General features: G+C 72.2%; 22 protein-coding genes and 1 tRNA gene. 6 read left to right on the top strand and 17 right to left on the bottom strand.

Annotated features, from left to right (window positions below; all coding sequences use genetic code 11):
• Nucleotides 1–7: 7 nt before the first annotated feature.
• The 3 genes from CcI49_RS21890 to CcI49_RS21880 are packed head-to-tail and all read right to left on the bottom strand — an operon-like array spanning nucleotide 8 to nucleotide 3,452.
• On the bottom strand, nucleotides 8–1,414 hold the full coding sequence (locus CcI49_RS21890; RefSeq protein ID WP_054568903.1) for a PP2C family serine/threonine-protein phosphatase: 1,407 nt from the start codon (nucleotides 1,412–1,414) through the stop codon (nucleotides 8–10).
• A complete protein-coding gene (locus CcI49_RS21885) occupies nucleotides 1,411–1,953 on the bottom strand; it encodes an FHA domain-containing protein (protein WP_054568904.1) in 543 nt (180 codons plus the stop codon). Before CcI49_RS21885 ends, CcI49_RS21890 begins: the two co-directional genes overlap by 4 nt.
• 2 nt (nucleotides 1,954–1,955) lie before the next feature.
• On the bottom strand, nucleotides 1,956–3,452 hold the full coding sequence (locus CcI49_RS21880) for an FhaA domain-containing protein (RefSeq protein ID WP_054568905.1): 1,497 nt from the start codon (nucleotides 3,450–3,452) through the stop codon (nucleotides 1,956–1,958).
• A gap of 160 nt (nucleotides 3,453–3,612) precedes the next feature.
• Here CcI49_RS21880 and CcI49_RS21875 point away from each other — a divergent pair.
• Nucleotides 3,613–3,695 (top strand) — tRNA-Leu (locus tag CcI49_RS21875).
• Nucleotides 3,696–4,750: 1,055 nt separating this feature from the next.
• On the opposite strand, the gene CcI49_RS21865 is transcribed toward CcI49_RS21875, so the two are convergent.
• Together CcI49_RS21865 and CcI49_RS21860 are read right to left on the bottom strand one after the other, a co-directional pair.
• A complete protein-coding gene (locus tag CcI49_RS21865; protein ID WP_083749651.1) occupies nucleotides 4,751–5,548 on the bottom strand; it encodes an HNH endonuclease family protein in 798 nt (265 codons plus the stop codon).
• Nucleotides 5,549–5,722: 174 nt separating this feature from the next.
• Complete coding sequence (locus tag CcI49_RS21860; RefSeq protein ID WP_076828941.1) at nucleotides 5,723–7,654, bottom strand: DUF4352 domain-containing protein; 1,932 nt, start codon at nucleotides 7,652–7,654, stop codon at nucleotides 5,723–5,725.
• A gap of 493 nt (nucleotides 7,655–8,147) precedes the next feature.
• Here CcI49_RS21860 and CcI49_RS42630 point away from each other — a divergent pair, with 493 nt between their 5' ends.
• The gene (locus CcI49_RS42630; RefSeq protein WP_006543788.1) at nucleotides 8,148–8,321 is read left to right on the top strand and encodes a hypothetical protein; all 174 of its coding nucleotides are present in this window, start codon (nucleotides 8,148–8,150) and stop codon (nucleotides 8,319–8,321) included.
• 192 nt (nucleotides 8,322–8,513) lie between these two features.
• Here CcI49_RS42630 and CcI49_RS21850 read toward each other — a convergent pair whose 3' ends face one another.
• Nucleotides 8,514–8,909: a cold-shock protein gene (locus CcI49_RS21850; protein ID WP_006543787.1), complete on the bottom strand. Its 396-nt coding sequence runs from the start codon at nucleotides 8,907–8,909 to the stop codon at nucleotides 8,514–8,516.
• Between the two features lie 316 nt (nucleotides 8,910–9,225).
• On the opposite strand from CcI49_RS21850, the gene CcI49_RS21845 reads away from it, so the two are divergent.
• Nucleotides 9,226–9,453 (top strand): hypothetical protein, encoded by a 228-nt coding sequence (locus tag CcI49_RS21845; protein ID WP_006543786.1) that lies wholly within the window; start codon nucleotides 9,226–9,228, stop codon nucleotides 9,451–9,453.
• A 99-nt stretch (nucleotides 9,454–9,552) separates the two neighbouring features.
• On the opposite strand, the gene larE is transcribed toward CcI49_RS21845, so the two are convergent.
• The gene (gene larE / locus CcI49_RS21840; protein WP_277872748.1) at nucleotides 9,553–10,995 is read right to left on the bottom strand and encodes an ATP-dependent sacrificial sulfur transferase LarE; all 1,443 of its coding nucleotides are present in this window, start codon (nucleotides 10,993–10,995) and stop codon (nucleotides 9,553–9,555) included.
• A gap of 58 nt (nucleotides 10,996–11,053) precedes the next feature.
• Between larE and purS the strand changes: the two genes are divergently transcribed.
• Nucleotides 11,054–11,305: a phosphoribosylformylglycinamidine synthase subunit PurS gene (gene purS / locus CcI49_RS21835; protein WP_035954139.1), complete on the top strand. Its 252-nt coding sequence runs from the start codon at nucleotides 11,054–11,056 to the stop codon at nucleotides 11,303–11,305.
• A gap of 144 nt (nucleotides 11,306–11,449) precedes the next feature.
• Here the strand turns inward: purS and CcI49_RS21830 are convergent, their stop codons facing one another.
• From CcI49_RS21830 to CcI49_RS21810, 5 genes are all read right to left on the bottom strand, one after another.
• Nucleotides 11,450–11,800 (bottom strand): rhodanese-like domain-containing protein, encoded by a 351-nt coding sequence (locus tag CcI49_RS21830; protein ID WP_054568909.1) that lies wholly within the window; start codon nucleotides 11,798–11,800, stop codon nucleotides 11,450–11,452.
• A 48-nt stretch (nucleotides 11,801–11,848) separates the two neighbouring features.
• Nucleotides 11,849–12,727 carry a DNA-formamidopyrimidine glycosylase family protein gene (locus CcI49_RS21825; protein WP_076828937.1) on the bottom strand — a complete coding sequence of 293 codons (879 nt, stop codon included), beginning with the start codon at nucleotides 12,725–12,727 and terminating at the stop codon, nucleotides 11,849–11,851.
• 34 nt (nucleotides 12,728–12,761) lie between these two features.
• Nucleotides 12,762–13,649: a 1,4-dihydroxy-6-naphthoate synthase gene (locus CcI49_RS21820; RefSeq protein WP_076828936.1), complete on the bottom strand. Its 888-nt coding sequence runs from the start codon at nucleotides 13,647–13,649 to the stop codon at nucleotides 12,762–12,764.
• Between the two features lie 132 nt (nucleotides 13,650–13,781).
• Nucleotides 13,782–14,702 carry a futalosine hydrolase gene (gene mqnB / locus CcI49_RS21815; RefSeq protein WP_054568911.1) on the bottom strand — a complete coding sequence of 307 codons (921 nt, stop codon included), beginning with the start codon at nucleotides 14,700–14,702 and terminating at the stop codon, nucleotides 13,782–13,784.
• A gap of 338 nt (nucleotides 14,703–15,040) precedes the next feature.
• Nucleotides 15,041–16,900: an MFS transporter gene (locus tag CcI49_RS21810; protein ID WP_076828934.1), complete on the bottom strand. Its 1,860-nt coding sequence runs from the start codon at nucleotides 16,898–16,900 to the stop codon at nucleotides 15,041–15,043.
• 309 nt (nucleotides 16,901–17,209) lie between these two features.
• Between CcI49_RS21810 and CcI49_RS21805 the strand changes: the two genes are divergently transcribed.
• Nucleotides 17,210–18,340: a DUF3027 domain-containing protein gene (locus tag CcI49_RS21805; protein WP_076828994.1), complete on the top strand. Its 1,131-nt coding sequence runs from the start codon at nucleotides 17,210–17,212 to the stop codon at nucleotides 18,338–18,340.
• 180 nt (nucleotides 18,341–18,520) lie between these two features.
• Here CcI49_RS21805 and purL read toward each other — a convergent pair whose 3' ends face one another.
• The 5 genes from purL to CcI49_RS21780 form a co-directional block, all read right to left on the bottom strand.
• A complete protein-coding gene (gene purL, locus CcI49_RS21800; RefSeq protein WP_054568913.1) occupies nucleotides 18,521–20,779 on the bottom strand; it encodes a phosphoribosylformylglycinamidine synthase subunit PurL in 2,259 nt (752 codons plus the stop codon).
• 72 nt (nucleotides 20,780–20,851) lie between these two features.
• Nucleotides 20,852–21,823 carry an ABC transporter substrate-binding protein gene (locus CcI49_RS21795; RefSeq protein WP_198955590.1) on the bottom strand — a complete coding sequence of 324 codons (972 nt, stop codon included), beginning with the start codon at nucleotides 21,821–21,823 and terminating at the stop codon, nucleotides 20,852–20,854.
• Nucleotides 21,824–21,828: 5 nt separating this feature from the next.
• Nucleotides 21,829–22,548: a phosphoribosylformylglycinamidine synthase subunit PurQ gene (gene purQ, locus CcI49_RS21790; protein ID WP_054568915.1), complete on the bottom strand. Its 720-nt coding sequence runs from the start codon at nucleotides 22,546–22,548 to the stop codon at nucleotides 21,829–21,831.
• A 186-nt stretch (nucleotides 22,549–22,734) separates the two neighbouring features.
• Nucleotides 22,735–23,196 carry an ATP-binding protein gene (locus CcI49_RS21785; RefSeq protein ID WP_241840183.1) on the bottom strand — a complete coding sequence of 154 codons (462 nt, stop codon included), beginning with the start codon at nucleotides 23,194–23,196 and terminating at the stop codon, nucleotides 22,735–22,737.
• A 304-nt stretch (nucleotides 23,197–23,500) separates the two neighbouring features.
• Nucleotides 23,501–24,460: an FAD-dependent oxidoreductase gene (locus CcI49_RS21780; protein ID WP_054568917.1), complete on the bottom strand. Its 960-nt coding sequence runs from the start codon at nucleotides 24,458–24,460 to the stop codon at nucleotides 23,501–23,503.
• Between the two features lie 468 nt (nucleotides 24,461–24,928).
• Here CcI49_RS21780 and CcI49_RS21775 point away from each other — a divergent pair, with 468 nt between their 5' ends.
• The gene (locus tag CcI49_RS21775; RefSeq protein ID WP_083473572.1) at nucleotides 24,929–25,948 is read left to right on the top strand and encodes a DUF5926 family protein; all 1,020 of its coding nucleotides are present in this window, start codon (nucleotides 24,929–24,931) and stop codon (nucleotides 25,946–25,948) included.
• Nucleotides 25,949–25,953: the final 5 nt, after the last annotated feature.

The raw sequence follows: 25,953 nt of genomic DNA, 5'->3' as shown, positions 1-25,953 counted from the left end.
TGCGTGCTCACGGGGAGGTGGGCACGGCCAGCGACGGGCAGCTCGCCAGGGCCTGGGTAACCGCGGACGGGCAGGTGAGGACCACAGTGGGGGACGGATTGGGCCCGGCGTTCTTCGTCTCGGGCGTCGCGGTCGGGGACGGGGACGGCTTCACGGCCGAGTTCCCGTCGTCCTCCGCGCTGGCTGGCCTGGCCAGCTCGGAGACGATCTTTTCGGCATCGTCGAGGTCGTCGGCGGCTATGCCGTGGCGCAGCTCTTCCTGAAACGGCGCGGAGACCTCGGACAGCGGCTGGTGGTGGGACCGCACCGTCGACAGCGAGATGCCGACGATGCTGCCCTTGAGCCCCTGGAACACCGCCACGCGGTCGTCATCGACGCCGACGTAGTACTGGCCCCGCACATAGGTCCAGCCGGCGGCCGCTCCCGCGACCACCAGCACCAGCACCACCGTCGACACGAAGAGCCGGCGCCGGCCCCCACCGCTCGCCAGGGCTCGTTCAGGGTCCTCGTCGGCCTCGTCGCCGCCGTCGTCGGAACCACGCCGGTGAAAGCCGGTGCGGCCGATGCGGGCGGCCTTCGCCGCCGCCGACTCACCGTCGGCGTTGCGCGGGTTCGGGCCGGACCGGGCCGCCGCGGCGCCGGGCACCACCCGCTTCTCCGCCGCCGCGCCCGCCACGAGCGGTGAGTCGTCCTCCAGCGTGTCGTCCAGGACGTCCGCGACGACCACGGTGATGTTGTCCGGCCCGCCGCCCTTGAGCGCCAGCTCGACCAGCCGGTCCACCGCGTCCTGCGGCTCGGGGAGCAGCAGCGCCTCCAGGATGGTCTCCTCGCTGACCACACCGGAGAGCCCGTCGGTGCACAGCAGGTACCTGTCCCCGGCGACCGCCTGGCGGATGGAGAGGTCCGGGTCGACCTCGCGGCCGTCAAGCGCCCGCATCAGCAGGGACCGCTGTGGATGGGTGTTCGCCTGCTCCGGCGTGATGCGGCCCTGGTCGACCAGATCCTGGACGAGGGTGTGGTCGTGGGTGATCTGTGAGAGCTCTCCGTCGCGCAGCAGGTAGGCGCGGGAGTCGCCGACGTGCAGCAGCCCGAGATGATCTCCGGAGGAGAGCATCGCCGTGACCGTCGTGCCCATCCCGTCGAGCGCACTGTTCTCGATCGCCATGTCACGCAGACGCCTGTTGGCATCCCGGACCGCCTCGGACAGCTCCTCGAGCAGGCTCGCGGGCTCGACGTAACCGTCGAGCTCGGCCAGCCGGGAGATGACGGTCGAGCTCGCGACCTCGCCCGCGGCATGACCACCCATGCCGTCGGCAACCGCGAGCAGGCGGACTCCCGCATAGGCGGAGTCCTCGTTCCCTTCTCGGACATGCCCGATGTCCGAGCGGACGGCGAAGTGAAGCCTGAGGCTCACCGGTGAAGCTCCAGGACGGTCTTCCCGATCCTGACCGGCGCGCCGAGAGGTACCGGCATGGGACTCGTCACCTTCGTGCGGTTGAGGAATGTGCCATTGGTGGAGCCAAGATCCTCGACGAACCACTGCCCGTCGTGAGGAACGAGTCTCGCATGCCGTCCTGACGCGAAGTCATCCTCGAGGACCAGAGTCGAGTCCGGTGCCCGTCCGATGGTGATTCCCTCGGGACCCAGTGGGATTGTTGTGCCTGCAAGGTGTCCCTTTGTGACCACGAGGCGGGTCGGGGTCGCATCGGCGGCCGGCGGAGCGGGCGGTGGCGGCCGCGGGTCCTGCCGGGGCGGCCGGACGCGGACCGGTGGCCGCCCCGCCGGCGCCGGTGCACGGGCCGCGACCGGCTGGCGGCGGCGCTGGCGTTGCGTCGGGCCGAACATGTCCAGCCGCACAGCACGAACCGCGACCAGGACGAAGCCCCAGAGCAGAGCCAGGAAGCCGATCTTCACCAGCAGGAGGACAAGCTCGCTGGGTTCGGTGGGATCCACAGCTACCAGCCCCCACGGCGGCCGTCGTCACCGTAACGCTCCGCCGGCCCGCCAGCGCGGCGGGAACCGTAGGAACCGGCGTCGTCGACCGGCTCCAGGGCCTCCAGGCCGTCGTCGGATCGAGCGGCCGGACGCTGCCGGGGATCCGGCTGGGAGCGGTACATCTCATCACCACCCGCGTCTCTCGCGCCGCCAACGGATGACTCGGCACGATAGCCGCGGCCGCGTTCACGTTGCGGATCACGCCCATGACCCGGGCCCCGATCCGGCCCGGCACCCGGCCAGCCACCACGGTCACCGCCACGCGGCGACGGCGGACCGTCGTCGCGGAAGCGGGCGGACGGGCCTTCGCGGTACTCGTCGGCTCCGTAGCTGTCGGGGCGTGGGCCGCCGTCACGTCGGGCCGGTCGAGGGCCGGAGTCGTCGCGGAACCGGGCCGATGGGCCTTCGCGGTACTCGTCGGCTCCGTAGCTGTCGGGGCGTGGGCCGCCGTCACGTCGGGCCGGTCGAGGGCCGGAGTCGTCGCGGAACCGGGCGGACGGGCCCTCGCGGTACTCGTCCCCACCACGCCCCGGACGGTCGGCGAACCCCGGCCCACGGCCACCGGGCGGTGGAGTCGCACTGCGCCGACCTGGCGAGGTCGGCTGGTGCGGATCGAACGGCGGCGGCGTCCGCTGGTCGGCCGGCGCGAGCCCGGGGCGGCCCGGCGGGTTGGACGCACGGGCGGCCGGCGGCGGCGTGCGCGCGCCCCGTGGACCGCCGCCGCGGGACTCCTCCCGGCGGAACTCCACGATCGCGGTGCCGAGCTCGATGCGGTCGCCGTTCATCAGCTTCACCTGGGTCGCCGCGCGCCCGTTCACGAGGCTGCCGTTGGTGGAGCCCGCGTCCACGTAGAGGAACTGCCCGTCCGGCAGCCGGCGGATCTCCCCGTGCCGGCGGGACACCCCGGTGTCGTTGAGCCGGATGTCGCACTCGACGCTGCGGCCGATCACTGTGATCTCGGCGTCCAGCGGATACTCCCGCTCGCCGCTGGCGCCACCGGCAGCCCGCGTCGTGATCAGCAGATGCGGAGTGCCCGGCGCGGCCGGGCGGCGGGGACCTGCCCGGCGACCACTGACCACCGCCGGATCGGCCGAGGCGACACTGCTGCGGATACGGAAGACACCGATGTCGAGATCGTCGGCCTCCGCGAGCCGAACGGTCACCGGGCCGACGAAGGTGTAGCGCTGCTCCGCGGCGTGCTCGCGGACCATCTCGGCCAGCCCGTCGCAAAGCTCGCGGGTATAAGGGGCCAGCCGGGCGAAGTCGCCCCCCGCCAGCTCGACGGCGAACTCGTTCGGGACCAGAACCCGGTTGGAGCTCTGCGCGCGCCGATCGTCGGTCTCCCGAGCGAGCGCGCTGGCGATCTCGACAGGTTCGACCCCGCCCTTGAAGACCTTCGCGAACGCACCCTCGACGAGGCCGCCCAGGCGCCGCTCGAAGCGCTGGAGCACGCCCATGCCCGACCTCCCTTCTCCCGGTCTGTGAGATCGTATGCCCACCGACGGGTCCGTCCCACGGCTCGGCAGCTTGACATGGCAACCCGGTCAGCCGGGGGGCGTTGCCCGAGTGCACCGCCCACGTGATAGCGTGTGCCACGACAAGTTGATAGTCCCACTCGGGCGAGTGGCGGAATGGCAGACGCGCACGGTTCAGGTCCGTGTGTCCGAAAGGACGTGGGGGTTCAACTCCCCCCTCGCCCACGAGCTGGCTCGTCGTGGTCGTCGAACTTTGTTCGGCTTCCCGGCGGGCCGCGATTTTTTCGGGGGGGCGGCCCCCCGAGACCCCCCGAGTGTCTCGCTTCGCTCGACCAGTGTGCGGTTCGGGGTCGGTGTGGTGGGGCTGACCACCTGGTTTGGGTGAGCGGCGGTGGTTCTGGGCCTGTCGTGGTCGTCGGACTTTGTTCGGCTTCCCGGCGGGCCGCGATTTTCTCGGGGGGCGACCCCCCGAGACCCCCCGAGTGTCTCGCTTCGCTCGACCAGTGTGCGGTTCGGGGTCGGTGTGGTGGGGCTGACCACCTGGTTTGGGTGAGCGGCGGTGGTTCTGGGCCTGTCGTGGTCGTCGGACTTTGTTCGGCTCCCCGGCGGGCCGCGATTTTTTCGGGGGGCGACCCCCCGAGGGCCCCACGGTCTTGCGGGGTCATTGTGGTCGCGGGTCTTTGGGTGGTTTGCCGGTAGGCGTGATGTCTGTCGGGGGCTGGTTGCCTGAGGCCTACCAGAACCTTCCAGCCCAGGCGTCCGAGCAGTGCGGTGCTCCGGTGGCTCGTTGGTGTTGATCGGCGATTTTTGGTGGGTGTGCCGGCGGGCCTTTTCTGCGCGATGATGGCGGAGGCCCTGGGGGGAACGTCATGAGAGCATCGGTGGCGCCGCGCAGTCGCGTGCTGGTCGCTCTCGCTGTTGCCGTTTCCGTCGGCGGAACCGTGATCGCACGCCGCCGCGGATATGCCGTCGGTGGCCGGACGATCGTCCGCTGCCGTCAGGGCCACGTCTTCACAACCGTGTGGATCCCCGGAGTGTCACTGAAGGCGATTCGTCTCGGTTGGCTGCGGTACCAGCGTTGCCCGGTGGGCCACCACTGGACGTTTGTCACCCCGGTCCGGGCGAGCGATCTCACCGACGTGGACCGGGCTGCCGCTGCCGTCCTGGACACACCCGTCCCATAGCGTGACGACCCGGGTGGCCGTACGCCGTTCGGGCCCGAGCTCTCGCGTGCACCGGGTGATTCGAGACCTCCGTCGAATCGGCGGGTGTCGGTCGGGTCAGCGGGCGGTTGTCGTGGTCAGGCCGAGAGGTGGCTGGTCGGGGCAGGACTGCAGGACCTCGCGCATCGCGGTGGCCTCAGGCTGCTCGACCCAGAGACCGTAACGGGCCTTCAGCCCGACCTGGCGGGCCACATATGCGCAGCGCGCCCCCGGGCTCGGCGGCAGCCACTCGGATGCGTCCTGGTCGCTCTTGGCCTGGTTGGTCGGGCCGTCGACCGCCAACAGGTTCTCCGGGTCGTTCGCGAAGGCCAGCCGTTCCTGGTCGGACCATTCCAGCGCCCCCGTCCGCCAGGCGTCGGCCAGCGCTACGACATGATCGATCTGCACCGCCGAAGCGTTGCGTTCGCGGTTGAAACGTATCGTGCGAGTTGTATACGGATCCCTGAGCTCGCCAGTCAGGACGATGCAGTCATCCGACCGGCGGGTGGTGATGCTGCGAAGATCGCGGTGAAGGATGTCGTTGCGGGTGTCGCACCCGTTCTGATCGACGTCTGACCAGGCGGTACCGAACTTGTCGCGCCGATAGGCGGGCGAGTTGTCGGCCGCTCGGACGGACAGTGTGCCGAGCAGTTCCAGCGCCGATCCGGCCCCCGCCCCCGGTGCGTTTTCGTCACCGAAGCCGGCCGTGCCCGGGGTGGCGGAGGTGGTGGGTGTTCCCGAGGCGACGTCGAGTACCTCGCCGCAGCCGCTGGCCAGAAACGCGAGGAGAACCGCGACCAGGACGCCGGCTCCCCGTGGCAGCAGGCCGGATGCCGATCGGCCGCCCTGCACAGCAGCGGTTGGCTGCGTTTCCACTCATGTCCCCGATCTGCCTGTGGCCCGGCGGTATGCCTGCTGCGCCCGTCTGCGGGACGTGATGGTCGACTTTYCCTCGTGGAGATCACCGTAACCTGCGGTGTGGCAGACCCCACGGCCGGACGGACCTGGAGCCGGACAGGGAGGTGCTTCGGCCAGCCGGCGGCGGTGGCGTCAGGGAGTGATCACGACGCCGAGGCTCTCGGGCCGTTCGTGTAGCTCCAGCGACTTCGCCTTCTCGTCGGCCGGGATGTCGAAGACAAACGTGCCGGTGACCGTGTCGCCGGGTTTGATGGTGTCCCAGATACCGCCGTTCAGGCTCGGGTAGAACCGCGCAACAAAATCGGCGGAATGGCGTTCACCGGCCGATGTGGTCAGATACTGCTTCGAGCTGTCCAACAGGCGGGCGGTCGTTCCCCTGTTTGTGACGGTGATATCCACCAGACAGAACTGCCCGGTGGCCCGGCGCGCGAGAAACGATTCGCCGATCTGCTGCTCACCACATTTGATCTTGTTTGCGCGAAATTCCAGCTGGTCGTCGCGGACCGGTGAACCCACCTTCGCCGTCCTGGGCGCGGTCGGCGCCTGGGCGGACTCGCTCCGGTCTCCGGACCGGAGGTCATTCGCCCCGCCGTCAGAGTCGGCACCGGTGATCGAGCTGATGAACCACGCCGCGAGGACCACAACGAGGGCCACGGCGGCGAACCCGAGGAGGCGCTGCGGGGTGAAGCGCGGCGGACGTGACTGATCAGGAAACGCGTCAGGGCCGGGGGGATGGTGTGGGCCACCGCCCGGTGAGCGCGCCGCGGGCCAGCCTCCGGCGGGCTGCCCCGCGCCTGCGGCTCCGGAGAACGACGGTGCCCCGGCCGGGACGGGAACCGGCAGCCCCCCCGGCTGCGGGCCGGCCGGCGCCGGGCCGGCGTTCGGACGGGCGGCGCCGGCGGCCGCGCCGCCCGGTCGGCCATGCGGTCCCAACTGGCTGGGTGGTCGGGCCACAGGTGGTTGCCACCTGCCCGGGCGCGCGGCCCGCCAGCGATCCCCCCGACCGCGTGGCGGCGGCGGTGGCGGTGGGGCACCCGGGCCCACCCCGATCCGCCTGTCGATGGACTCCGACGGTTCGGCCCGGCGCAGCGACACGTTCGGCAGGCTCACGCCCTGGGTCAGGTGCAGCAGTTCCTCGGCCTCGTCGACAGCGGTGGGGCTTGGCCGCCACGCCCGGTCCTCGCCGCTCTCCGAAGGCTGCGTGGGCGGTAGCGCGATGAGGCTCAACAGCAGGTCGCGCGCGCTCGGCCGGGCGTCGGGGTTCTTGGCGAGGGCGGCGGCCACCAGGGGTTTCAGGCTCGGTGACAGCCCGACGAGATCCGGCTCCCGGCCGACGATGCGGGTGCTCAGCTCGAGGTCGGTTCCGGTGCCGAACGGATGGCGGCCGGTGCCCGCGAAGGCCACCAGGATGCCCCAGGTGAAGACGTCCGCCTCCGGCCCGATCGGCTGACCGTTGACCTGCTCGGGTGCCATCCAGCCGGCGGAGCCGAAGCCCCAGGCGGTCGGCTTGGCCTTCGCCCCCTCCAGGGCCTGCGCGATGCCGAAGTCGATGACCCGTGGGCCGGACATCGACAGCAGGACGTTGCTCGGCTTGAGGTCGCGATGCACGAGGCCGGCGCTGTGAATGGCGGTGAGCGCCGTCGCCACGCCGACGGCGAGCCCGGTGAGGGTCGACCCGCTGATCGGGCCGTTCTCCACGGCGTGGTCCAGCCGGACACCGTCGATGAACTCGGTCACCAGGTAGGGGGCCGCGGCGTCGGGATCAGCGTCGAGCACCTCGGCGGTGCAGAATGGCGCGACTCGGCGGGCGGCGTCGACCTCCTGGCGGAACCGCCGACGGAACTCCTCATCGGCCGCGAGGTCAGGTCGGACGATCTTGACGGCGACCCGCCTGCCCGCGGTCTCGGAGAGGTAGACCGTGCCCATGCCACCCGCGCCGAGGCGGCGCAGCAGGCGGTACGGGCCGATCACTCGGGGCTCGTGCGGGTGCAGGGTCTCGCCGGGAGGCGTCAGGCCTTCCGGTTGTCCGCGCGCCGCCGGGGCGTGTTCCCCGTTGTGATCCACTATGACGTTCCACCTTCGGTGCCGGGGTAGCGGCGTCTATGGTCTGTCCGCAGTCTGCACCAACACGTGGGCGGCTCCGGCCGGCCCGAAGCTATGGCCGGATTTTCCGACTACGCGGCGGGGCACCGTCCGGGTGGAGTGGACGGAACTGCCGTCACTGTCGTCGATACACGACCAGATGGGCGCTCTGCCGGAATCTCGTAGTCGTTGATCCGACAGGTTCGCCGATGCCCCGTCGCGCGCGCCGCCTGCCAGGGCGTATCCGTGCCGCACGGCCGCGCTGGGACGGATCGTCCGCCGTGGCAGACCGCGGTGTCCTGCGGGAGACCACGGTGTCCTGCGGGGCAGGGCGCGATCAACGATGCGCGGGCGTGAAACCATGGGCAGTCCGGTTCGGGACGATCCGGACCGCGGCTGACTGCTCGGGGCGGTCCGTCCCGGGAGCCGATGCCGTTGGCGGCCGGCCAGGCCCCGGAAGTGGGAGAGCGTGCGGATGATCGACACCCACGGCCCGTGGCTCGACTGCCCGTGGTGCGGCGGCCGGGTGCCGCTGGCCTACCTCGCCCCGTCGGACGAGGAGCCCGGCGCCGCTGCCGGGGTCTGCACGGAATGCCGGCGGCGGGTGACCATCACGCCGCCGGACGACCCCTTCGCCCCGGCGCGCTGACGTCCGCGCACGGAGCCGATGAACCGGCCGGAGCATTCGGGCTGGGCCAGGCCCCCGAGCCTGAGCCGGCGTGGCGGCCAGGTCGGCCCAGACGGCTTGGCGTGCCCAGACGTCTTGGCGTGCCTGGATGGCCTGGCGTGACTGGCCGGCCAGCCGGCAGGTTACGTTCCTGGCCGGCCGGTCGGCAGGCCGTCAGCGTTCGAGCTCGTTGGCCACCGCGTGGACGACCTTGGCGACCTTCTGCGCCGCCCTCCGGTCCGGATAGCGGCCCCGGCGGAGATCGCGCTGGACGTCGTCCAGGATCTTGATCATGTCTTCGACCATGCTGTGCAGTTCGTCCGGGCTGCGCCGAGCCGCGTTCGCGGCGGCCTTGGCGACGGACGGGGGAGCAGCCAGAATCCGTACCGACAGGGCCTGGTCCCCGCGGCGCCCGGCGGCCACGCCGAACTCGACCCGGTCGCCGGGCTTGAGCCGGTCGACGCCGGCTGGCAGGGCCGCCTTGTGGACGAAGACGTCGTCGCCGTCGTCACGGCTGAGAAAACCGAAACCCCTGTCAACGTCGAACCACTTGACTTTGCCGGTGGGCACGGGCGACCTCGTTCTGCGTTGCGGATCGGTGGGTTGACACGCGGTGACGAAGTCCCAGGCTATCGGGCCTCTGCGCCAGGTGTAGTCGCTTCGCGGACGATGACACTGCGTGGTCGGAGTGGCCGGGCCGCCGCTGCTGGAGGCACTGGGACGTACCTGCAGGTCCGACGTGTGTGGGATCGCGGAATACCGGCGAATTGGCCCTATTAATCGGTTCTTCCTGCCCCTGTGGACGTTACGGAAGGCGTGCCCGGGGCAGGACGCCGGGCGTAGGGCGGGCCGGATCCGTCCGATCTTTTTGAGGAGTGTGATTGTGATGCCGAAGCTTGGCCACGACCTCGACTTCCGTGACGCCGGCGCATTCTCCGAGGCCGAGGACAGCCGTCGTCGAGATGCGAAGGCGCACGCCAGCGGAGGTCCCGTTGATCCCGAGGCGATGCGGCACGCCGACGGTCTCACCGTGTCCGCCGAGGAGGCGGCCGCCTACCGGGAGCACGTGGAACGGGGCGCCCGCCAGCAGGGCGAGGGCGCGCCGATCTTCTGACCTCACGAGGGGCCTGCGCCGCACAGCCGGCGCACAACACTGCACAGCCGGCGCACAGCACCGCACAGTCTCCATGGCGCCCGGCAGTCCGGGCGCGGACTACCCGCCCGGCGACAGCACCTCGTTCATCGAACCGGAGCGGAATCCGCGCGGATCCACCTCCGCACGAGCGAACCCGGCGTCGACCACCAGGGCCAGCAGCTCGGGGTGGGCCGCCAGATCGGCGGTCCGCTCGGGATCGACCTCGATCCGGGCCAGCTCACCCAGATCGCGCACCCGCAGGTCGCGGATCTTCAGGCCCGCCTCGGCGATGGCCAGGCGCAGGGCCGACTCGGCCCGCTCAACCCTTGCCAGCCGGGCCGGGCTGACCTGCACGCCGTAGGCGATCCGGCTCGCCAGGCAGGCCGCCGCCGGCTTGTCCCAGGTGGGCAGCTCCCACTGCCGGGACGCCGCACGGACCTGGGCCTTCGTCAGGCCGGCGTCGAGCAGCGGGGTACGGGCTCCCCGGCTCGCGGCGGCACTGATACCGGGACGGAACCCGGCGACCGCGTCATCGGCGTTCGTGCCTGTCACCACGTGTGCCAGACCCAGCTCGGTGGCCAGCGGGGCGAGCGTGGCGATCAGCTCGGACTTGCAGAAATAGCAGCGGTTGGCGTCGTTGGCCCGGTACGCCGGGTTGCTCATCTCGTCGGTTCGGGGCAGGAGGTGGCGCACGCCGAGGTCGGCGGCGAACCGGCGGGCCGCAGCCAGCTCGTCCGCCGGCAGCGAAGCGGAGACGGCGGTGGCGGCGATCACCGAGGCGGGCCCCAGCGCACGCACCGCCGCGGCCAGYAGCAGCGCCGAGTCGGCGCCGCCGGAGAAGGCGACCAGCACCGAGCCGAGCTCCTCCAGCCGCGTCCGCAGCGCTTCCAGACGTCGCTGCAGGATCTCGCCGTCGAGCCAGGCCGGGAAGGTGGCCAGGTCGTCCAGCACGACGTGCGCGCCGGCCGCGGAGAGCTCGTCGGGCGGGCAGGGGCCGGTTGCGACCGCCACCGCCGTCGCACCGCCGCTGTGCGCCCCGCGGACGTCCCCGACGTGGTCGCCGACGAAGATGTCGACTCCGTGCTCGCGGATCGCCTCGCCCTTGGCCTCCGCGAACAGCCACCCCGCGACGTCGTCCACGGTGAGCCCGATGTGCGCCAGGCTGGCCTCGGCCAGCGGACCGCTCTTGGCGGTGACCACGACGGCCCGCCCGCCGGCCGCCCGCACGGCCGCGACGGCCGCCGCCGCGTGCGGCATCGCGACGGACACCGGGACCGCGTGCACCGGATAGAGCTCGCGATAGCGGACTGCCTGGCGCGCCACCTCGTCCGCCGGGAACCAGCGGGCGAGCTCGTCTTCGAGTGGTGGGCCGAGCCGCCGGACCGCGGCCTCGCCGTCGATCGTGACGCCGGTCTCGGTGGCCAGCGCGGCGAAGGCCGCGACGATCCCGCGCCGGGCGTCCAGCAGCGTCATGTCCAGGTCGAAGCCGACGACCAGGGTGGATGTTCTCCAGGGGGACACTCGGTGAGCCTAACCAGCGTCATGGGCGCACCGCCCGAAGCCGGTAGGGTCCGCGAGTGTGACCAGGGTTGTGGTGGATGTGATGCTCAAGCCGGAGATCCTTGACCCGCAGGGCCAGGCGGTGCTTACCGCGCTGCCCCGGCTCGGCGTGAGCGGGATCAGCGGGGTTCGCCAGGGGAAGCGGTTCGAGCTCGACCTGGACGGTGAGGCCGACGCCGAGGTGCTCGCCCGCATCGAGCACCTCGCGTCGACGCTGCTCGCCAATCCGGTGATCGAGGACTACGTCGTCCGGGTGGAACAGACGTCATAGCCCGGGAATGGACGTCGTGGCCGGGAACGGACGGCTTTGCGCAGAACGGACGGCTTTGCGCAGAACGGACGGCTTTGCGCAGAACGAACGTCGTCGCCCACGCCGGTCGCCGGCCGCCCCGTCCGGGGTGGCCGGCACCCGGTGCTAGCGAACGGTGGGCGCGAGGGGTGTCTCACTGATCATCGGGCGCCCGGCGGCCTGCCAGGCGAGCATTCCGTCCTCGAGGTTGCGCGCCTGCCACCCGCCGCGGGCCAGGTAGGCGGTGACCTCGGCGGACCGCCGCCCGGAGCGGCAGACGACGACGACATCCCGATCCTGGGGGACCTCGTTGATGCGAGCCAGGAAGTCGCCCATGGGGATGTGGATCGCGCCGTCGATGTGACCGGCGGCCCATTCGTCCGGCTCACGCACGTCGACGAGCAGCGGGCCGCCCTCGGCGGGCAGCTGGACGGGAAGCTCCGGCACGGTGACCGTTGGTATCTGCTGGGGGCTCACAGCGCCATCCTGCCACCCGGCGCGGCGAACAGTTGATGTGCCGTCACGCTACTTGAGCAGCTTCGACAACCGCCGGTCGGCCAGCGGACGTCCATCTGTCTGGCAGGTCGGGCAGTACTGCAGCGAGCGGTCGGAGAAGGAGACCTCCCGGATGGTGTCCGCGCACCGCGGGCAGGGTAGCCCGGTCTGGCCATGCACCTTCAGCCCCAGCTTCTTCTCCGCCTTGAGGTCGGCGGCGGCGAGGCCGCGGGTGGCGTCCGCCGCGTCGCGCAGCACCCCGGTGACGGCCGCGTGCAGCTGGTCGACCTCGGTGGCGGTCAGCGCCGCGGCGGGCCGGAACGGCGAGAGCCGGGCGACCCAGAGGGCCTCGTCCGAGTAGGCGTTGCCCACCCCGGCGATCTTCGACTGGTCGGTGATGACGCCCTTGATCTGCGCCCGCCCCGACTCGGCGAGCAGCGCGGCGAGGACGTCCCGGGTGAACTCGGGGGAGAGCGGGTCGACGCCGAGCCGGCTGATGCCGTCGACCTGCGCCGGGTCGCGCACCAGATAGACGGCCAGCCGCTTCTGCGTGCCGGCCTCGGTGAGGTCGAAACCGGAACCATCGGTGAAGACCACGCGCAGTGCCAGCGGACCCCGGCCCGGCCGGGCCGGGGTCCGCGGCTGCTTCGCCTTCCACTGCAGCCACCCGGCGCGGGCGAGATGGGTGATCAGGTCGAGCCGCTCGCCGTCGGCGGCGGCGAACACGAGGTCGAGGAACTTGCCGTGCCGCTGCACGGTCACCAGCGCCGCGCCGACCAGCGTGGAGAAGGGTGGGTCGAACGTCTTCAGGGCGTTCACCGCGACCGGCTCGACGCGAGCCACGGTCAGGTCGGCAGCGGTCTCCCGCAGGAAGGCCGCCAACGCCTCGACCTCGGGAAGCTCCGGCATGAACGTCAGTGTCGCACCGGAGCGGACAGCCGGGTCAGATTCGCGGGGGCCACGTGTCGAGGGACCCGGGCGGGAGCGCGGGCACGAGGCCGGCGGCCACCGCCCGCCCGAGAAGCTCACCGACGGCGGCCATGCCCTCGTCGCCGAGATCGAGCGAGAAGTCGTTCACATAGAGCTCGATGTGCGCGTTGACGACGTCCGGTGCCATCTCCTGCGCGTGTTCGATCACGAAGGAGGCGCTCGCGGACCGGTCGGCGAAGGCGGCCGCGACGCTCGCCCGGACCATCTCGGAGAGCGCGGCCGGGTCCAGCCCGCGGCGGCCCAGGATGCCGCCGAGCGGGATCGGCAGCCCGGTGTGGCCCTCCCACCAGTCGCCGAGATCGGCCACCGCCGTCAGACCGTAGGACGGGTAGGTGAACCGGGACTCGTGGATGACGAGCCCGGCGTCGAACCGACCGTCGCGCACCGCGGGCATGATCTGCTCGAAGGGCAGGACCTCGATCGAGCCGACGCCGAGCTTCTCCGCCCACAGCCGGAACAGCAGGTAGGCCGTGGTGCGGGTGCCCGGGATGACGACCGAGGCGCCGCGCAGGTCCGTCCGCCCTGCGGTCAGGACGAGCGGACCACACCCGCGGCCCAGCGCGCTGCCCGCCCGGAGCAGGCTGTACTTGTCGAGCAGCCACGGCAGCGCCGCGTACGACACCTTGACCAGGTCGTCCAGGCCCTGGGCGGCACGGGCGTTCAGCACGTCGATGTCGGCGAAGGTCGTCGACACCGCGGGCGCCGCGGGCACCAGGCCGTGGATCAGCGCGTGGAAGGCGAAGGTGTCGTTCGGGCAGGGGGAGATCGCGAGCGCCAGCGTGTCGGCGGCCGGTGAGCCGCCCGCGGAACTGGCCGTTGCCGCGGCGGATGACGTACCCATGCCGAGCCTCCTCGATCCGTCCTGCCCGTTGTTCCCCTGCCCCGTTGTGCCCCCGCCGGGTCCGTCGGGCCCGTCGGGCCTGTAGTGCCGCTGGACCCGTCGCCGACGGGTCCAGCGCTGCTGGGACCGTCCCTACTCGGCGTCCACGACGGGCACCAGGCCCTCCGGGTGCGCGACGAGCGCCGCGGCCGCCGTGCGCAGGCTGCCCAGCGCCGCCTGCATGTTCCAGGACGCCCGGTCCCGGCGGCCGACCAGATTGCTGATCGCCCGGATCTCGATCACCGGCACTCCGAAGGCCCCGGCCGCGACGCCCACAGCGTGGCCTTCCATCGCCTCCGCGATCGGATCCAGCCGCGCGGTGAAGGTGGCGGCTCGCCGCTCGGTTCCGGTGACCGTCGACACGGTGATGACGGTGCCGCTGACAATTCTGCGCCCCGTGACGCCCAGCACCGATGTCATCCGCCGCACCAGGCCCGGGTCGGGCCGCACCGTCGACGATCCCAGCCCCAGATCATCCATGGTCAGGAAGGCGCCGGTCGGAGCCGAGCTGGCCGGTGGACCCGGCTGGGCCGCCGGTGCTCCGGCGGGATGGAATCCCAGGTTGCGGTCCATCTCACTGATCCTGACCGGGGGGATGACTTCGGCCGGCTCGTCGAGCCCGGACTCGGCGCCCAGGTCGGCCGCGACCATCTGGTCGGCGATGACCAGGTCGCCGATCTCGGCCCAGCCGCGGAACCCGCCCGCGACCCCCATCGCGATGACCAGCCCGAACGGCTCGCCCGCCGCGCTCGCGACGGACAGCGCCACCGCGGTTCCGGCGGCGGCCGCCGCACCGGCCGGACCGGCCGCGAGCACGGTCACCGGGCCACGCCGCCGGCCGACATACGGGCCGAGGGTCGAGGTGGTCAGCAGCTGCCGGTCCCAGTCCGGAGAGACGAGCCCCCCGGGGCCGGACGGGGTACGTGCGCGGCTGCGCGACCAGCTCCCCATCAGACCGGCGCACACCGCGTCCGCCTCGGCGTTCACCGCGGTGACGATGAGGGTGCGGGTCATGACCCGTTCAAGATCATGTTGTGGATGTGTCCTTCGTGTGCCGTCGTGCCGATGGGCTGCCGGCTGCGGGCAGGCGACCGTGCCGGACGGCGAAGTAACGCCACGATGCCTGGGAGGTGGTGCAAACCGGACTAGTTGACGGACCCTAGCACCGCGATCGACCCTCCGTGGTTCTGTGTACGTTATGTGATTTTCCTATTACGAAAAGTGTGCGATACGTGCTGGTGGTCGATCCGCACTGTCGGCCGGACCGTCGGGCGGGGCAGGGCCGCCACGGGTGTCGATCGCATTCTGTGAATCGGTGATACCGACGGCGACTAGAACGAAGGCCTCGATGCCTAGCGCTGGCGACCACGGCGTGCGCGGCCACGTCCCGGGTGGTCGCCTACCGGCCGCGGCGGATCCGGCGCCATGGGTTCGGGGCCGGGCGGGTCCGCCGCCGGCACGCCGAGATCCGGAACGGTGTGATCGGGCACGGTGCAGTCGGGCAGGCTGAGATCTGGAACGGTGCGATCGGGAACCGTGAGATCAGGCACGGTGAGATCGGGAAGCGTCGGGTTTCCGGCCGGCGATCGTGCGCCCCGCGGCCGGCCCCGCGGATCATGCCACCCGACCGGGACGTCGGCGCGCTGGTCGGGGGCGACCCCGACCGGGCCGGGATCGGCCATGGCCGCCACGGCGTACCCGTCGTGGCCGGTCGCTGGCAGGGGCCCGCCGGTCGGGTGCGGGGCGCCTGCCGGGTATGGGGTTGCTGGCGGGTGCGGCGTGGCCGTTGGGTGCGGTACGGCTGGTGGGACAGGGAAGTCCGGCGTGGCCGGTGGCGCCAGAAGGTCTGGTGGAGCCGGCGGGCCCGCCGGGGCGGCGGCCGACGCAGTCCGCACCTGCCGCTCGCGGGCGTACGCCCTGGCCTGGCGCAGGGCACGGGCCTGCAGGATCAGCGTCAGCCCGACGGCTGCGGCCGCGAGGGCGAAACCGAGCGCTCCAGGCATCTCGATCAGCCCCAGCGCTCCGCCGAGGACCCAGCCGAGCTGCAGCGCTGTCTCCGAGCGGGCGAAGGCGGAGCCGCGGGTGTCCTCCACGATGTCGCGCTGGATGATCGCGTCCAGGGCGAGCTTGGCCATTGAGCCGGCGGTCATCGCCGCCAGCGCCGCCACCAGCGAAGTCAGCCGGGTGTAGGTCACCGCGGCCAGCAGGCAGCCGCTGGTCGGCAGCAGCAGGCTCAGCACCAGGATGCCCTCCGGGCGGCGGCGGCCGAGCCGGCCACCGATCAGCACGCCGATGCCGCTACCGACACCGGCGGTCGCCGCCAGGGCGCCGAGCCAGAGGTTGTTGCCGCCGTTCGTTCGCAGCAGGAAAGCCAGATAAAAGGTGAGAAAGCCCACCAGGCCGCGCAACACGAGCGTCGCCCGCAGCGCTACCGGAAGAGCACCGAGCACCGCCACGACCCGGTTCCGCAGGCTGCCTCGGCGGCGCGGACCGGTCAGCTCGCGCAGCGTCCGCTCGCCGGCGGCGGAGTCGACATGACCGGGCAGGTTGAAGGCGAGCAGAACGCCGGCCATGTAGACCAGTGCGCAGACCCGTAGAACCCACGGATAGCCGACGAATGGGATGTTGGCCAAGCCAAGGCCCAGCGGGGCGACGATCGCGCCGGCCACGATGTTGACCAGTGAGATCCGCGAGTTGACTTTCACCAGGGTCAGTTCCGACGGCGTGACGCGCGGAACAACAGCGCTGCGAGCGACACCGAAGGCCCGGGAGAGCACGAGAAGACCCAGCGCGAGCGGGTAGACGGCGAGACCGTCGAGGGCACCGGCGAGCTGCCAGGCCAGCAGACAGCGCCCCAGGCAGATGGCCGCGAGCGCGGTGCGCCGGCCGTAGGCGACCCGGTCCAGCAGCGGACCCACGATCGGCGCCAGCAGGGCGAACGGAACCATGGTGATCAACAGGTACAGCGCGACCTTGGAACGGGCCTCACCGGTCGGTACCGCGAAGAACAACGATCCGGCCAGTGCGACTGTGACAAGCGCATCACCGGCCGCGTTGACGAACGACAGCTCGGTCAACGAGGAGAGCCCGGACTGTTGCGCGCCGTCGCGGCGAATGGTCGCACGCAGGCGGTTCACTCCCTGGGTGAGCGTGCTTCCGAACTTCACCCTGACGAGTCTGCTCGCCGTCACCGCCCGAGACCACGACCACATCGGGCGGGGCGGCAGTCGGTGAGTGAGAATACGTGCGTGGAAACACTCGACGTTCGCTCCGAGTCGGCTGGGACTCGTGCATCTCGGGCCCCGTCGTCAGGCGCCGACGGGCCGGCAGCCGACACCGCGGCGGATCACAGTGAGGCCACTGGGCCGGCTGCATCGGGCTCGATGGATTCGACCGGCTCGACGGACTCGGCACCGACGCGGCCCACGCGCCGCCGGTCGCCCCGTCGTGCCCGTGCGGCGTCTGACGCGGCCGGCACCGAGCCGGCTGTCGAGCCGGCCGCAGGCGTTACCGCCGCGGCTGTGGAGGCCGAGCCGGCCGAGAAGCCCAAACGGGCCGAGAAGCCCAAACGGGCCGAGAAGCCCAAACCGGCCGTGAAAGCCAAACCGGCTGAGAAGCCCAAAACCGAAGCCGCCGCGAAGGGCGAGCCGGCCGTGAAGGCCGAATCCCCGGCGGCCGTGGAGTCCGGAGCGGCCGTGGAGTCCGGAGCGGCCGGTGAGGCTGTGGCGGCCGGTGAGACTGTGGCGGTCGGCGACGCGGGCGCGGAGGCGGCGCCGCCGCAGCCACGGGCCGGTCGGGCGTCCCGCACCGCCCGGGAGCTGGCGCCCGATGCTGTGTGCGCCACGGCGGTCGACCTCGCGCGCGCCGCGGCCGAGGAAGAGGCCGGCGACGCGGGCGCGGTCGGCGAGCACCTCGGGGTCGAGGCGGAGGCGGAGCGGCTGGTGCTGCACCGGTTCGCGTGCCTCTCGCCGGCCTACGCGGGCTGGGCCTGGACGGTCGCCGTCGCGCGCGCCTCCAGGATCCGCAAGCCGACCGTCAACGACGTCGTGCTGATGCCCGGCGAGGGCGCGCTGCTCGCACCGGCCTGGGTTCCCTGGTCAGAGCGTCTGCGGCCGGGAGATGTCGGCGTGGGCGACCTGCTGCCGACCGCGGTGGACGACGCCCGTCTCACCCTGCGGGCCGGCGACGCCCTTGAGCTGGACGACGCCGACGTCTGGATGGAACTGGGGCTCGGCCGCCCGCGGATCCTGTCGCCGGCGGGCCGTGAGGACACGGCACAGCGCTGGTACGGGGGCGAGGCGGGCCCGGAGGCCTCCATCGCCAAGGTCGCGCCGGCGTCCTGCCTGACCTGTGGTTTCCATGTCCGCCTGGCCGGCGTGCTGGGCCGGATGTTCGGTGTCTGTGCCAACGAGTTCGCGCCCGACGACGGCCGCGTGACGGCGATCGACCACGGCTGCGGCGCGCACTCGGAGGCCCTGGTGGCGCCGTCGGCCCATCCCGAGCCGGTGCCGTTCGACGAGGACCCCTCGGATCTGGTGCCGACGGACATCGAGCTCGTCGGCGTGGCCGCGCATGCCCCGGGGTCGGTGCCGGACAGCACGAGGACACCTGGCGCCGACTCCGCGGACCCCGAGCCGTACGGGCACTCCTGACACCGGACCGCCCCGCGCATGACCGCTGACGTCTGACCAGATCGCCTGACCGCTCGGCCGGCCCGGGTCACCCGGCGCCGGCCACGGGTGACCCGGGCCAGCACCGGGCGCGCCAGGCACACCGGCCAGCAGACGTCGTCAGGCGTCCGCCGTCAGGCGTGCGTCGTCAGGCGTGCGTCGTCAGGAGGTGCTGCCGAACAGGCGAGGCAGCGTCCCCTCGTGTGCCGTCCGCAGCTCGTCCAGCGCAATGCCGAACTGGCCGGCGACCTCGAGGTCGGCTGCCGCCGTCACGGCGCCGATCGGCCGCCACGGCAGACCATGTGAGGCGCACAGGGCCGCGAGCCGATCCAGGTCGCCGCCGGCGACGGTCACCACCGCGCGCCCGGCTGACTCGCTGAACAGCTCGACGAACGGGTCGGCGTCCGCGGGGAGCTCGAGGCGCGCACCGTGCCCGCCTCGCAGGCAGGACTCGACCAGGGCCTGCGCCAACCCGCCCTCGGAGAGGTCGTGCGCCGCGGTGAGCACGCCGTCGCGCCCGCCGGCGACGAGCACCTCGGCGAGTGCCTTCTCCTGGGCCAGGTCGACGGCCGGTGGCGTGCCGCCGAGATGTCCGTGGGTGACCCAGGCCCACTCGGAGCCGCCGAGCTCGTCCCGTGTCTCACCCAGCAGGACGACGGTGTCGCCCGCGCCGGTGAAGGCCATGGCGGTGCGGCGGCCCACGTCCGGCAGCAGCCCGAGCACGCCGACGACCGGGGTCGGATGGATCGGAGTCGCCCCGGTCTGGTTGTAGAAGGAGACGTTGCCGCCGGTGACCGGCAGGCCCAGACGCCGGCACGCCTCGGCGAGGCCCGCGCAGGCCTGGGCGAACTGCCACATGACCTCCGGGTCCTCGGGCGAGCCGAAGTTCAGGCAGTTGGTCACCGCGATCGGCTCGGCGCCGACGGCGGCGACGTTGCGGCACGCCTCGGCGAGGGCGAGCTGGGCGCCGGCGAACGGGTCCAGCCGGGCATAGCGGCCGTTGCCGTCGGTGGCCAGCGCGATGCCGAGCCCGGAGGCTGACAGCCGCAGCACACCGGCGTCCTCGGGCTGGGCCAGCACCGTGTTGGCCTGCACATACCGGTCGTACTGCTCGGTCACCCAGGCCCGTGAGCACAGGTTCGGCGAGGCGACCATCCGCAGCAGCGTCTCCCGCAGCTCGGCACCTGTTCCGGGACGTACCAGGGCAGTCGGTGCGTCCGCGTGCAGCAGGTCCAGATCGGCCGGGCGCCGCAGCGGGCGCTCGTAGACGGGCCCGTCGTCGGCCAGCGAGCCGGGCGGGACGTCCACCACGACCTCGCCGTGCCAGCGGACGATGAGGCGGCCGCTGTCGGTCACCGTGCCGATCCGGGTGGCGTGCACGCCCCAGCGCTCGGCCAGCGCCAGCACCTCGGGCAGCACGTCGGGGGTGACGACGGCCAGCATCCGCTCCTGCGACTCGCTGGCCAGCACCTCATGGGCCTCCATCGACGCCTCGCGCAGCGGGACGAGGTCGAGGTCGACGTCCATGCCGCCGGGCTGGCCGGTCGCGATGCCGGCGGCCGTCGTCTCGGTGAGCGCGCAGGTGAGGCCGGCGCCGCCGAGGTCCTGGATGCCGACGACCAGCCCGCGGTCGAAGAGCTCCAGGCAGCACTCGATGAGGATCTTCTCGATGAACGGGTCGCCGACCTGCACCGACGGGCGCCGGGCCGGGCCGCCTTCCGCGTCGAACGTCGCCGACGCCAGGACGGACACCCCGCCGATGCCGTCCCGCCCCGTCTTCGCGCCGAGCAGGACCACGGCGTTGCCTACGCCGGTGGCCGCGGAGGTCTGCACCCGGCCGACCGGCATGACGCCCACGCACAGCGCGTTGACCAGCGGGTTACCCGCGTAGACCGGGTCGAAGACGACCTCGCCGCCGATGTTCGGCAGGCCCAGGCAGTTGCCGTAGCCACCGATTCCGGCGACCACACCGGGGAGCACCCGGGAGGTGTCGGGGGCGTCCGCGGCACCGAAGCGGAGCGGGTCGAGGACGCCGATCGGCCGGGCCCCCATGGTCAGGATGTCGCGGACGATGCCACCGACACCGGTGGCCGCTCCCTGGTAGGGCTCCACGAAGCTGGGATGGTTGTGTGACTCGACCTTGAAGGTGACGGCCAGGCCTTCGCCGACGTCCACGACACCCGCGTTCTCGCCCATCCCGACCAGGAGCCGGTCGGTGGCCGGGGTGTCCCGGAACTGGCGCAGATGCACCTTGGAGGACTTGTAGGAGCAGTGCTCGCTCCACATCACCGAGTACATGGCCAGTTCGGCGTCGGTCGGGACCCGGCCGAGGGTCGCGACGATCCGTTCGTACTCGTCGTCGGTGAGGCCGAGCTCGCGGTAGGGCTGGCTGGTGGTGGGGGCGGAGGGTGTTCCGGTCACCGCCCCATCCTGGCGGATCCGCGGGCGCAGGGTGTCGGCGACGCCCGGGCCGTCCGCCTCCGTGCGCAGGGGTCAGCCCTCGAGCAGGCCCTTGTCGGCGAGGTAGTCGCGGGCGACGTCCTCGGTCTTCTGCTGCTCGGCGTCCACCTTCTTGTTGAGCTCAGCCAGATCCGCCGTGGTGAGCACCGGTGCCAGCGCGTTCAGCGCGGACGTTATCTGCGGGGTGAGTGAGGCGGAGTTCACAACGGGCACCAGGTTGTCGGCGTTCTGGAGCTTCTTGTCATCCGTGAGCACGACCAGGCCGTAGTCGGTGACGGTCGCGTCGGTGGTGAGCACCAGCCCGAGCTGCGCTTCGTCGTCCCGAACGGCGGCCTTGGTCTGCCTGGTCGCGACCCCGGTCTCGAGGATTCCGCTGATCTCGATGCCGTACACCTTCTCCAGGCCGGGCGCGCAGAACGGGCGGTTCACGCATTCGGCGCCGGCCGCGAGCTCGACGGCGAGCCCGCTCGCCCCGAGGTCGGACAGCGTCCTCAGGTTGTGCTCGTCGGCGAACGACCGGCTCACCGCGAAGGCGTTCTGGTCGACGGCGTCGGCCGGCTCGAGGACGCTCAGCCCCCGCGCCGCCGCGAGCGTGCGGAGCCTGGCCAGTGCGGCGTCCAGATCGGACGCCGTGCCGGGCTGGAGATCGCCGCCGTTGCCCTGGGAGCTGAGGAGGTTGGCATAGGTGGCGACATACTGCGGCATCGCGTCGATCTCGCCGCTCTCGAGCGCGGACTGGCCGTCCTCCGTGGTCGACAGCGAGGTCCGTTCGACCTGGTAGCCGGCCTGGTCGAGCAGTTCGCCGTACATGTCGGCGAGGATCGTGCTCTCGGTGAACCCGGCGTCCGCGACCGTGAGCGAGCCGAGGTCATCGCCTTCGGGCTCCCCACCGCCACCGCAGGCGGCGACCGCCGCCAGTGTCACGGCGAGCAGCGTCGCCGCCACCGAGCCCCGCAGTGCCGAGCCCCGCCTCGCTCCGCCTCGCCTCGCCGAGCTCCTTCTCATCAAGGTCAGAGCGCCGCGCGAAGCAGGTCACCCAGCACGGAGGTGAACATCCGCAGCCCGTCCGTGCCGGGCCCGGTCAGCTCCTCCACCGCATGCTCCGGATGCGGCATCAGGCCGACCACCCGCCGGTTCTCGCTGCACACCCCGGCGATGTCGTCGACCGACCCGTTGGGGTTCCCACCCACATAGCGGACGACCACCCGATCCTGCGCGGTCAGCTCGGCCAGGGTCGACGCGTCGACCACGTACCGGCCCTCCCCGTGCTTGACCGGGATGAGGATCTCCTCGCCGGCGGTGTAGGCGCTGGTCCAGGCGGTGCTGCTGGTCTCGACGCGAAGCCGCTGGTCCCGGCAGATGAAGTGCAGCCCCGAGTTGCGGGTCAGCGCGCCGGGCAGCAGCCCGGCCTCGCACAGGACCTGGAAGCCGTTGCAGATCCCGAGCACCGGCAGACCGTTGCGCGCCGCCGCGACGACCGCGCCGACGACGGGGGAGAACCGGGCGATCGCCCCCGCGCGCAGATAGTCGCCGTAGGAGAAGCCACCGGGAAGGACAACGGCGTCGACGCCGCGCAGATCGCTGTCGCCGTGCCAGAGCGGGATCGGGTCGGCGCCTGCGAGCCGGACGGCCGCGGCGGCGTCCCGGTCGTCCAGCGAACCGGGAAAGGTCACCACGCCGACCCTGGGCGCCCCTGGCGTGCCTGCGTCGCCCAGCGGAACTTCCGGCATCTTGTCCCCACCACCGTCTTCGCCCGTGACCTCGATCCGAGGCGTAACCGGCCTCAACCTACCGGCCTGCCACGGGATGAACCATGATCTGAGCCTTTTCCATCGTCGACTCGGACCTGTGGCCATCGTCGACTCGGACCTGTGGCGTCCCCCGAGCAGGGGCGAAATCACCCCGGAGGGGGCCGATCAGGGGTCCCCGCCAGCACGAGCCCGGATGAGCTGCGCGCCGGGGGAGCGGTCATTCCAGGTCAGAACCTTCTCCAGATGCACCCTGGTGCCCTGGTGTGGTCCCTCGACGGCGTCGAACCGGACCCGGTCCATGAGCGCGCGCATCAGGAGAATCCCGCGGCCGCCTTCCGAAAGGTGCTCGGCCGCGCCGTCGCCGTCGCCCTCACCCTCACCCTCGCCGTCGCTGCTGTCGCTGTCGGCCGGGCCGTCGCCGTTGGGGCTCGCTCCGCCGCCTTCGAGGGCCTTGGCCACATCGAAACCGCCGCCGTGGTCGACGACCTCGATCACGGCGAGCCCGTTGTCCACACCGACGCGGACCTCGTAGTCGTCGTCCGCGGTCGCGTGCGCGAGCACGTTCGCGCAGGCCTCGGTCAACGCGAGCTCGACATCGGCGATGCAGTCGGGCGAGACACCGAGCACGGTGAGCGCCTGCGCACAGATTCTCCGGACGATCGGAATGGAGATCTCGTCCCGGGGCAGCGACAGACCCAGCTTGATCTCCACGTCGCTCGGTGTACCCCCGGCGGTCCGTCAGCAACCAGCGACGACTGCGACGACGACCACATCGACGTCAACGACGACGAGCGCGCCGACGACGAGCGCGCCGACGACGAGCGCGCCGACGACGAGCGCGCTGACGACGAGCGCGCTGACGACGAGCGCGCTGACGACGAGCGCGCTGACGACGAGCGCGCTGACGACGAGCGCGCCGGGGACGAGGATGTCAGGTCAGTGCGCTGATGATCGCCCGCGCGAGATCCGTCCCCGAGCGCCAGGCCGACTCCACCCGGGGTTCGCCCCAGCCGTCGCCGGCCAGGCCCACCCGGGCCGCGCCGAAGAAGTATGTCTCCTCCCGGGGTGCGGCCGGGCGGGCGAACGTCCAGCGCTGCACGTAGGTCCAGTCGGGTTCGGCCGGTATGCCGAGCAGCCGCCGCAACGCCTCGGTGAGCGCCGGCGCGGCCGCCGGTGGGTCAGTGAGCCGGCCGGCGGCGAACTGGGCGGTCGAGTGCGCGACCAGCACGGGCGCGTTGTCGCCGCGGCGGCGTCCGTCGTCGGCGATCCACTCGATGGTCGGATCCCGGTGGACGAAGGCGCCGTCGATCGGTGACCACCGCCGGGTGGACCAGCCGGCGAGCAGGGCGAGAACCGGCGTCCAGGCCCGTCCGAGCAGGGCGGCGCGTTCGGCGGGTAGCTCGGGAGCGAGATGGCGCAGGGCCTGTGGGTCGGGCATCGCCAGGACGACGGCGTCCACCGGCTCGCCGTCCACCATCGGCCCCGGCTCCACCGTGGTGACCGGGGACGAGTGCGACACTCGGACCCCACCGCGGGCGGCCAGGTCGGCCACCAGGGAACGAATGCCGCGAGGGGCCGCGTACCGCAGCGGGCCCGGCACCGCGGCGGAGATCGTGCGGGACGGGCCGTCGATCACGGGGAATCGCGTCGTCCAGGGCCGAACGAGGCCGCGGGTGAGCCAGTCGTCGACGATCTCCAGGAAGTCGGGGCCGCGGGCGGTGAAGTACGACGCGCCGGAGTCGACGATCCGGCCGTCGATCCACCGGGACGCCATCCGGCCGCCGACCACCCGGCCGCGGTCACGTACCTCGACCTCGATGCCGTGGGCCCGAAGCTCCCGCGCACAGGCGATCCCCGCGATCCCACCACCTGCGACGACGACTTTTGACACGTTCCAACCGTCCTGGGTAGATCTTCCTCTCCGAAGCGACCCGAAGCTGGTGTGGAGCGGGCGGGCCGCGACGTCATCGTGCCCCGACCGGCAGCCGCGGGACGTCCCCGGCGGGCGCTTGGGTGCCGATCGGAGGGAAAACACCCGTACGGAAGGGGGGAACCCCGCGTGCCGGGTGACGACGACGCGGCCGGCGCCCCATCGGACCGTGATCGGCCCGCCATCGACCCGTGATCGACCCGCGATCGGCATGCGGGCGGTGGCGCATGTCGGGAGGTGCCCCGACGCGCTGATGCCCTAGCCTTACCGCCTAGCCCTGTCGCGTTCCACCGAGCCGCTCGCGGTCCGCGGAACCCGATCTTTGCTCATCTGCCCGCGCGGCGTCCGGCGCTGCGCGGGCCCGGCCGCGGAGGCTCCCCGATCGCCCGCCGTACGACGCCCAGCCGTCCCGAATCCCGTTCCGACCAGGTGCCGGCCGTCGGACCGCGCCAGCCCTGCCCGTGTGGCTCCGGCCGGCGGTACAAGGCGTGCCATGGCGAGCGGACCCGTCCGGCGCCGGTGCTGCGCCCGTTCCAGGGCCGGCAGGACGAGCCCGACCTGGTCGCGTTGCGGGAGTTCGTCCCCAGCGCGACCGCCCCGCTGACGCTGTCGGCGGAGCACCTCAACGCCCACCCCGATCACGCGGACCGGCGGATCATCCTGGGCACGCTGCTCCCGCAGGCCGCGCCCGCGGTGGTCCGTGACGACGGCGAGATCCTGCTCGCGATGCAGACCCTGGTCAGTGGTCTGGACCCGGCGGCCGATCTCGCCGGCGCGCTGCTCGCGGCCCTCGACGCGAAGCCCGGAACGGTGGTGGAGGGCCCGCCGGCCTCCGCGCTGGCGGCTGTGGAACAGCTGCCCGGGGGCCTCGCCGAGCTGCCCCGGCTCGCCGACCTGCTCGACCCGGCCCCGCTGGAGGTGACCGTCCACTCAGGTTTCACCTGGTGGATTCCCTCGTCGGAGGGGGCGGAGCCCAACGCGGAGGTCGCCGCGAGCCTGGACCGGGCCAACGCGACCGTCGTCCCGACCACACGGCTGGAGTCCGTGCCGGCGGCCTACTGGTGCAACCCGGGCGACCGGCTGCACCTGCGGTGGGCACTGCCGCTCGGCAGCGGTGGCGATGGGGATGGCGGCGGCGAGTCGTCGCGGGCGCTGTCATCCTCGCGTGATCTCACCGAGGAGGCGCTGCTCGACGCACTGGCCCGGCTGTCCGCCGCCGGCCAGCTCAGCGTTGGTGAAGGGTCACGTTTCGTGGGATCCTTCCGCGCGGACGGTCTGGTCGTGCCGGTCTGGGACCTGGCTCCCGGCGCGGACGCCGAATCCTGCGAGAAGCCCGCGGCAGCGCTCTGGGTGGCGCTGCGGGAGACCGTCGCCGACGCGCGCGCCCTCACGCCGCAGGAGCGGCGGGTCCGCGCCGGCGTGGTCGGGCGCACGCTCACCCTCCGCTAGGCCGG

Origin of the sequence: Frankia sp. CcI49 (assembly GCF_001983215.1) — a bacterium.
Lineage (GTDB): Bacteria > Actinomycetota > Actinomycetes > Frankiales > Frankiaceae > Parafrankia > Parafrankia irregularis.
Note: the sequence above shows the minus strand (reverse complement) of the source record. Positions and strands in the feature narration are given on the sequence as shown.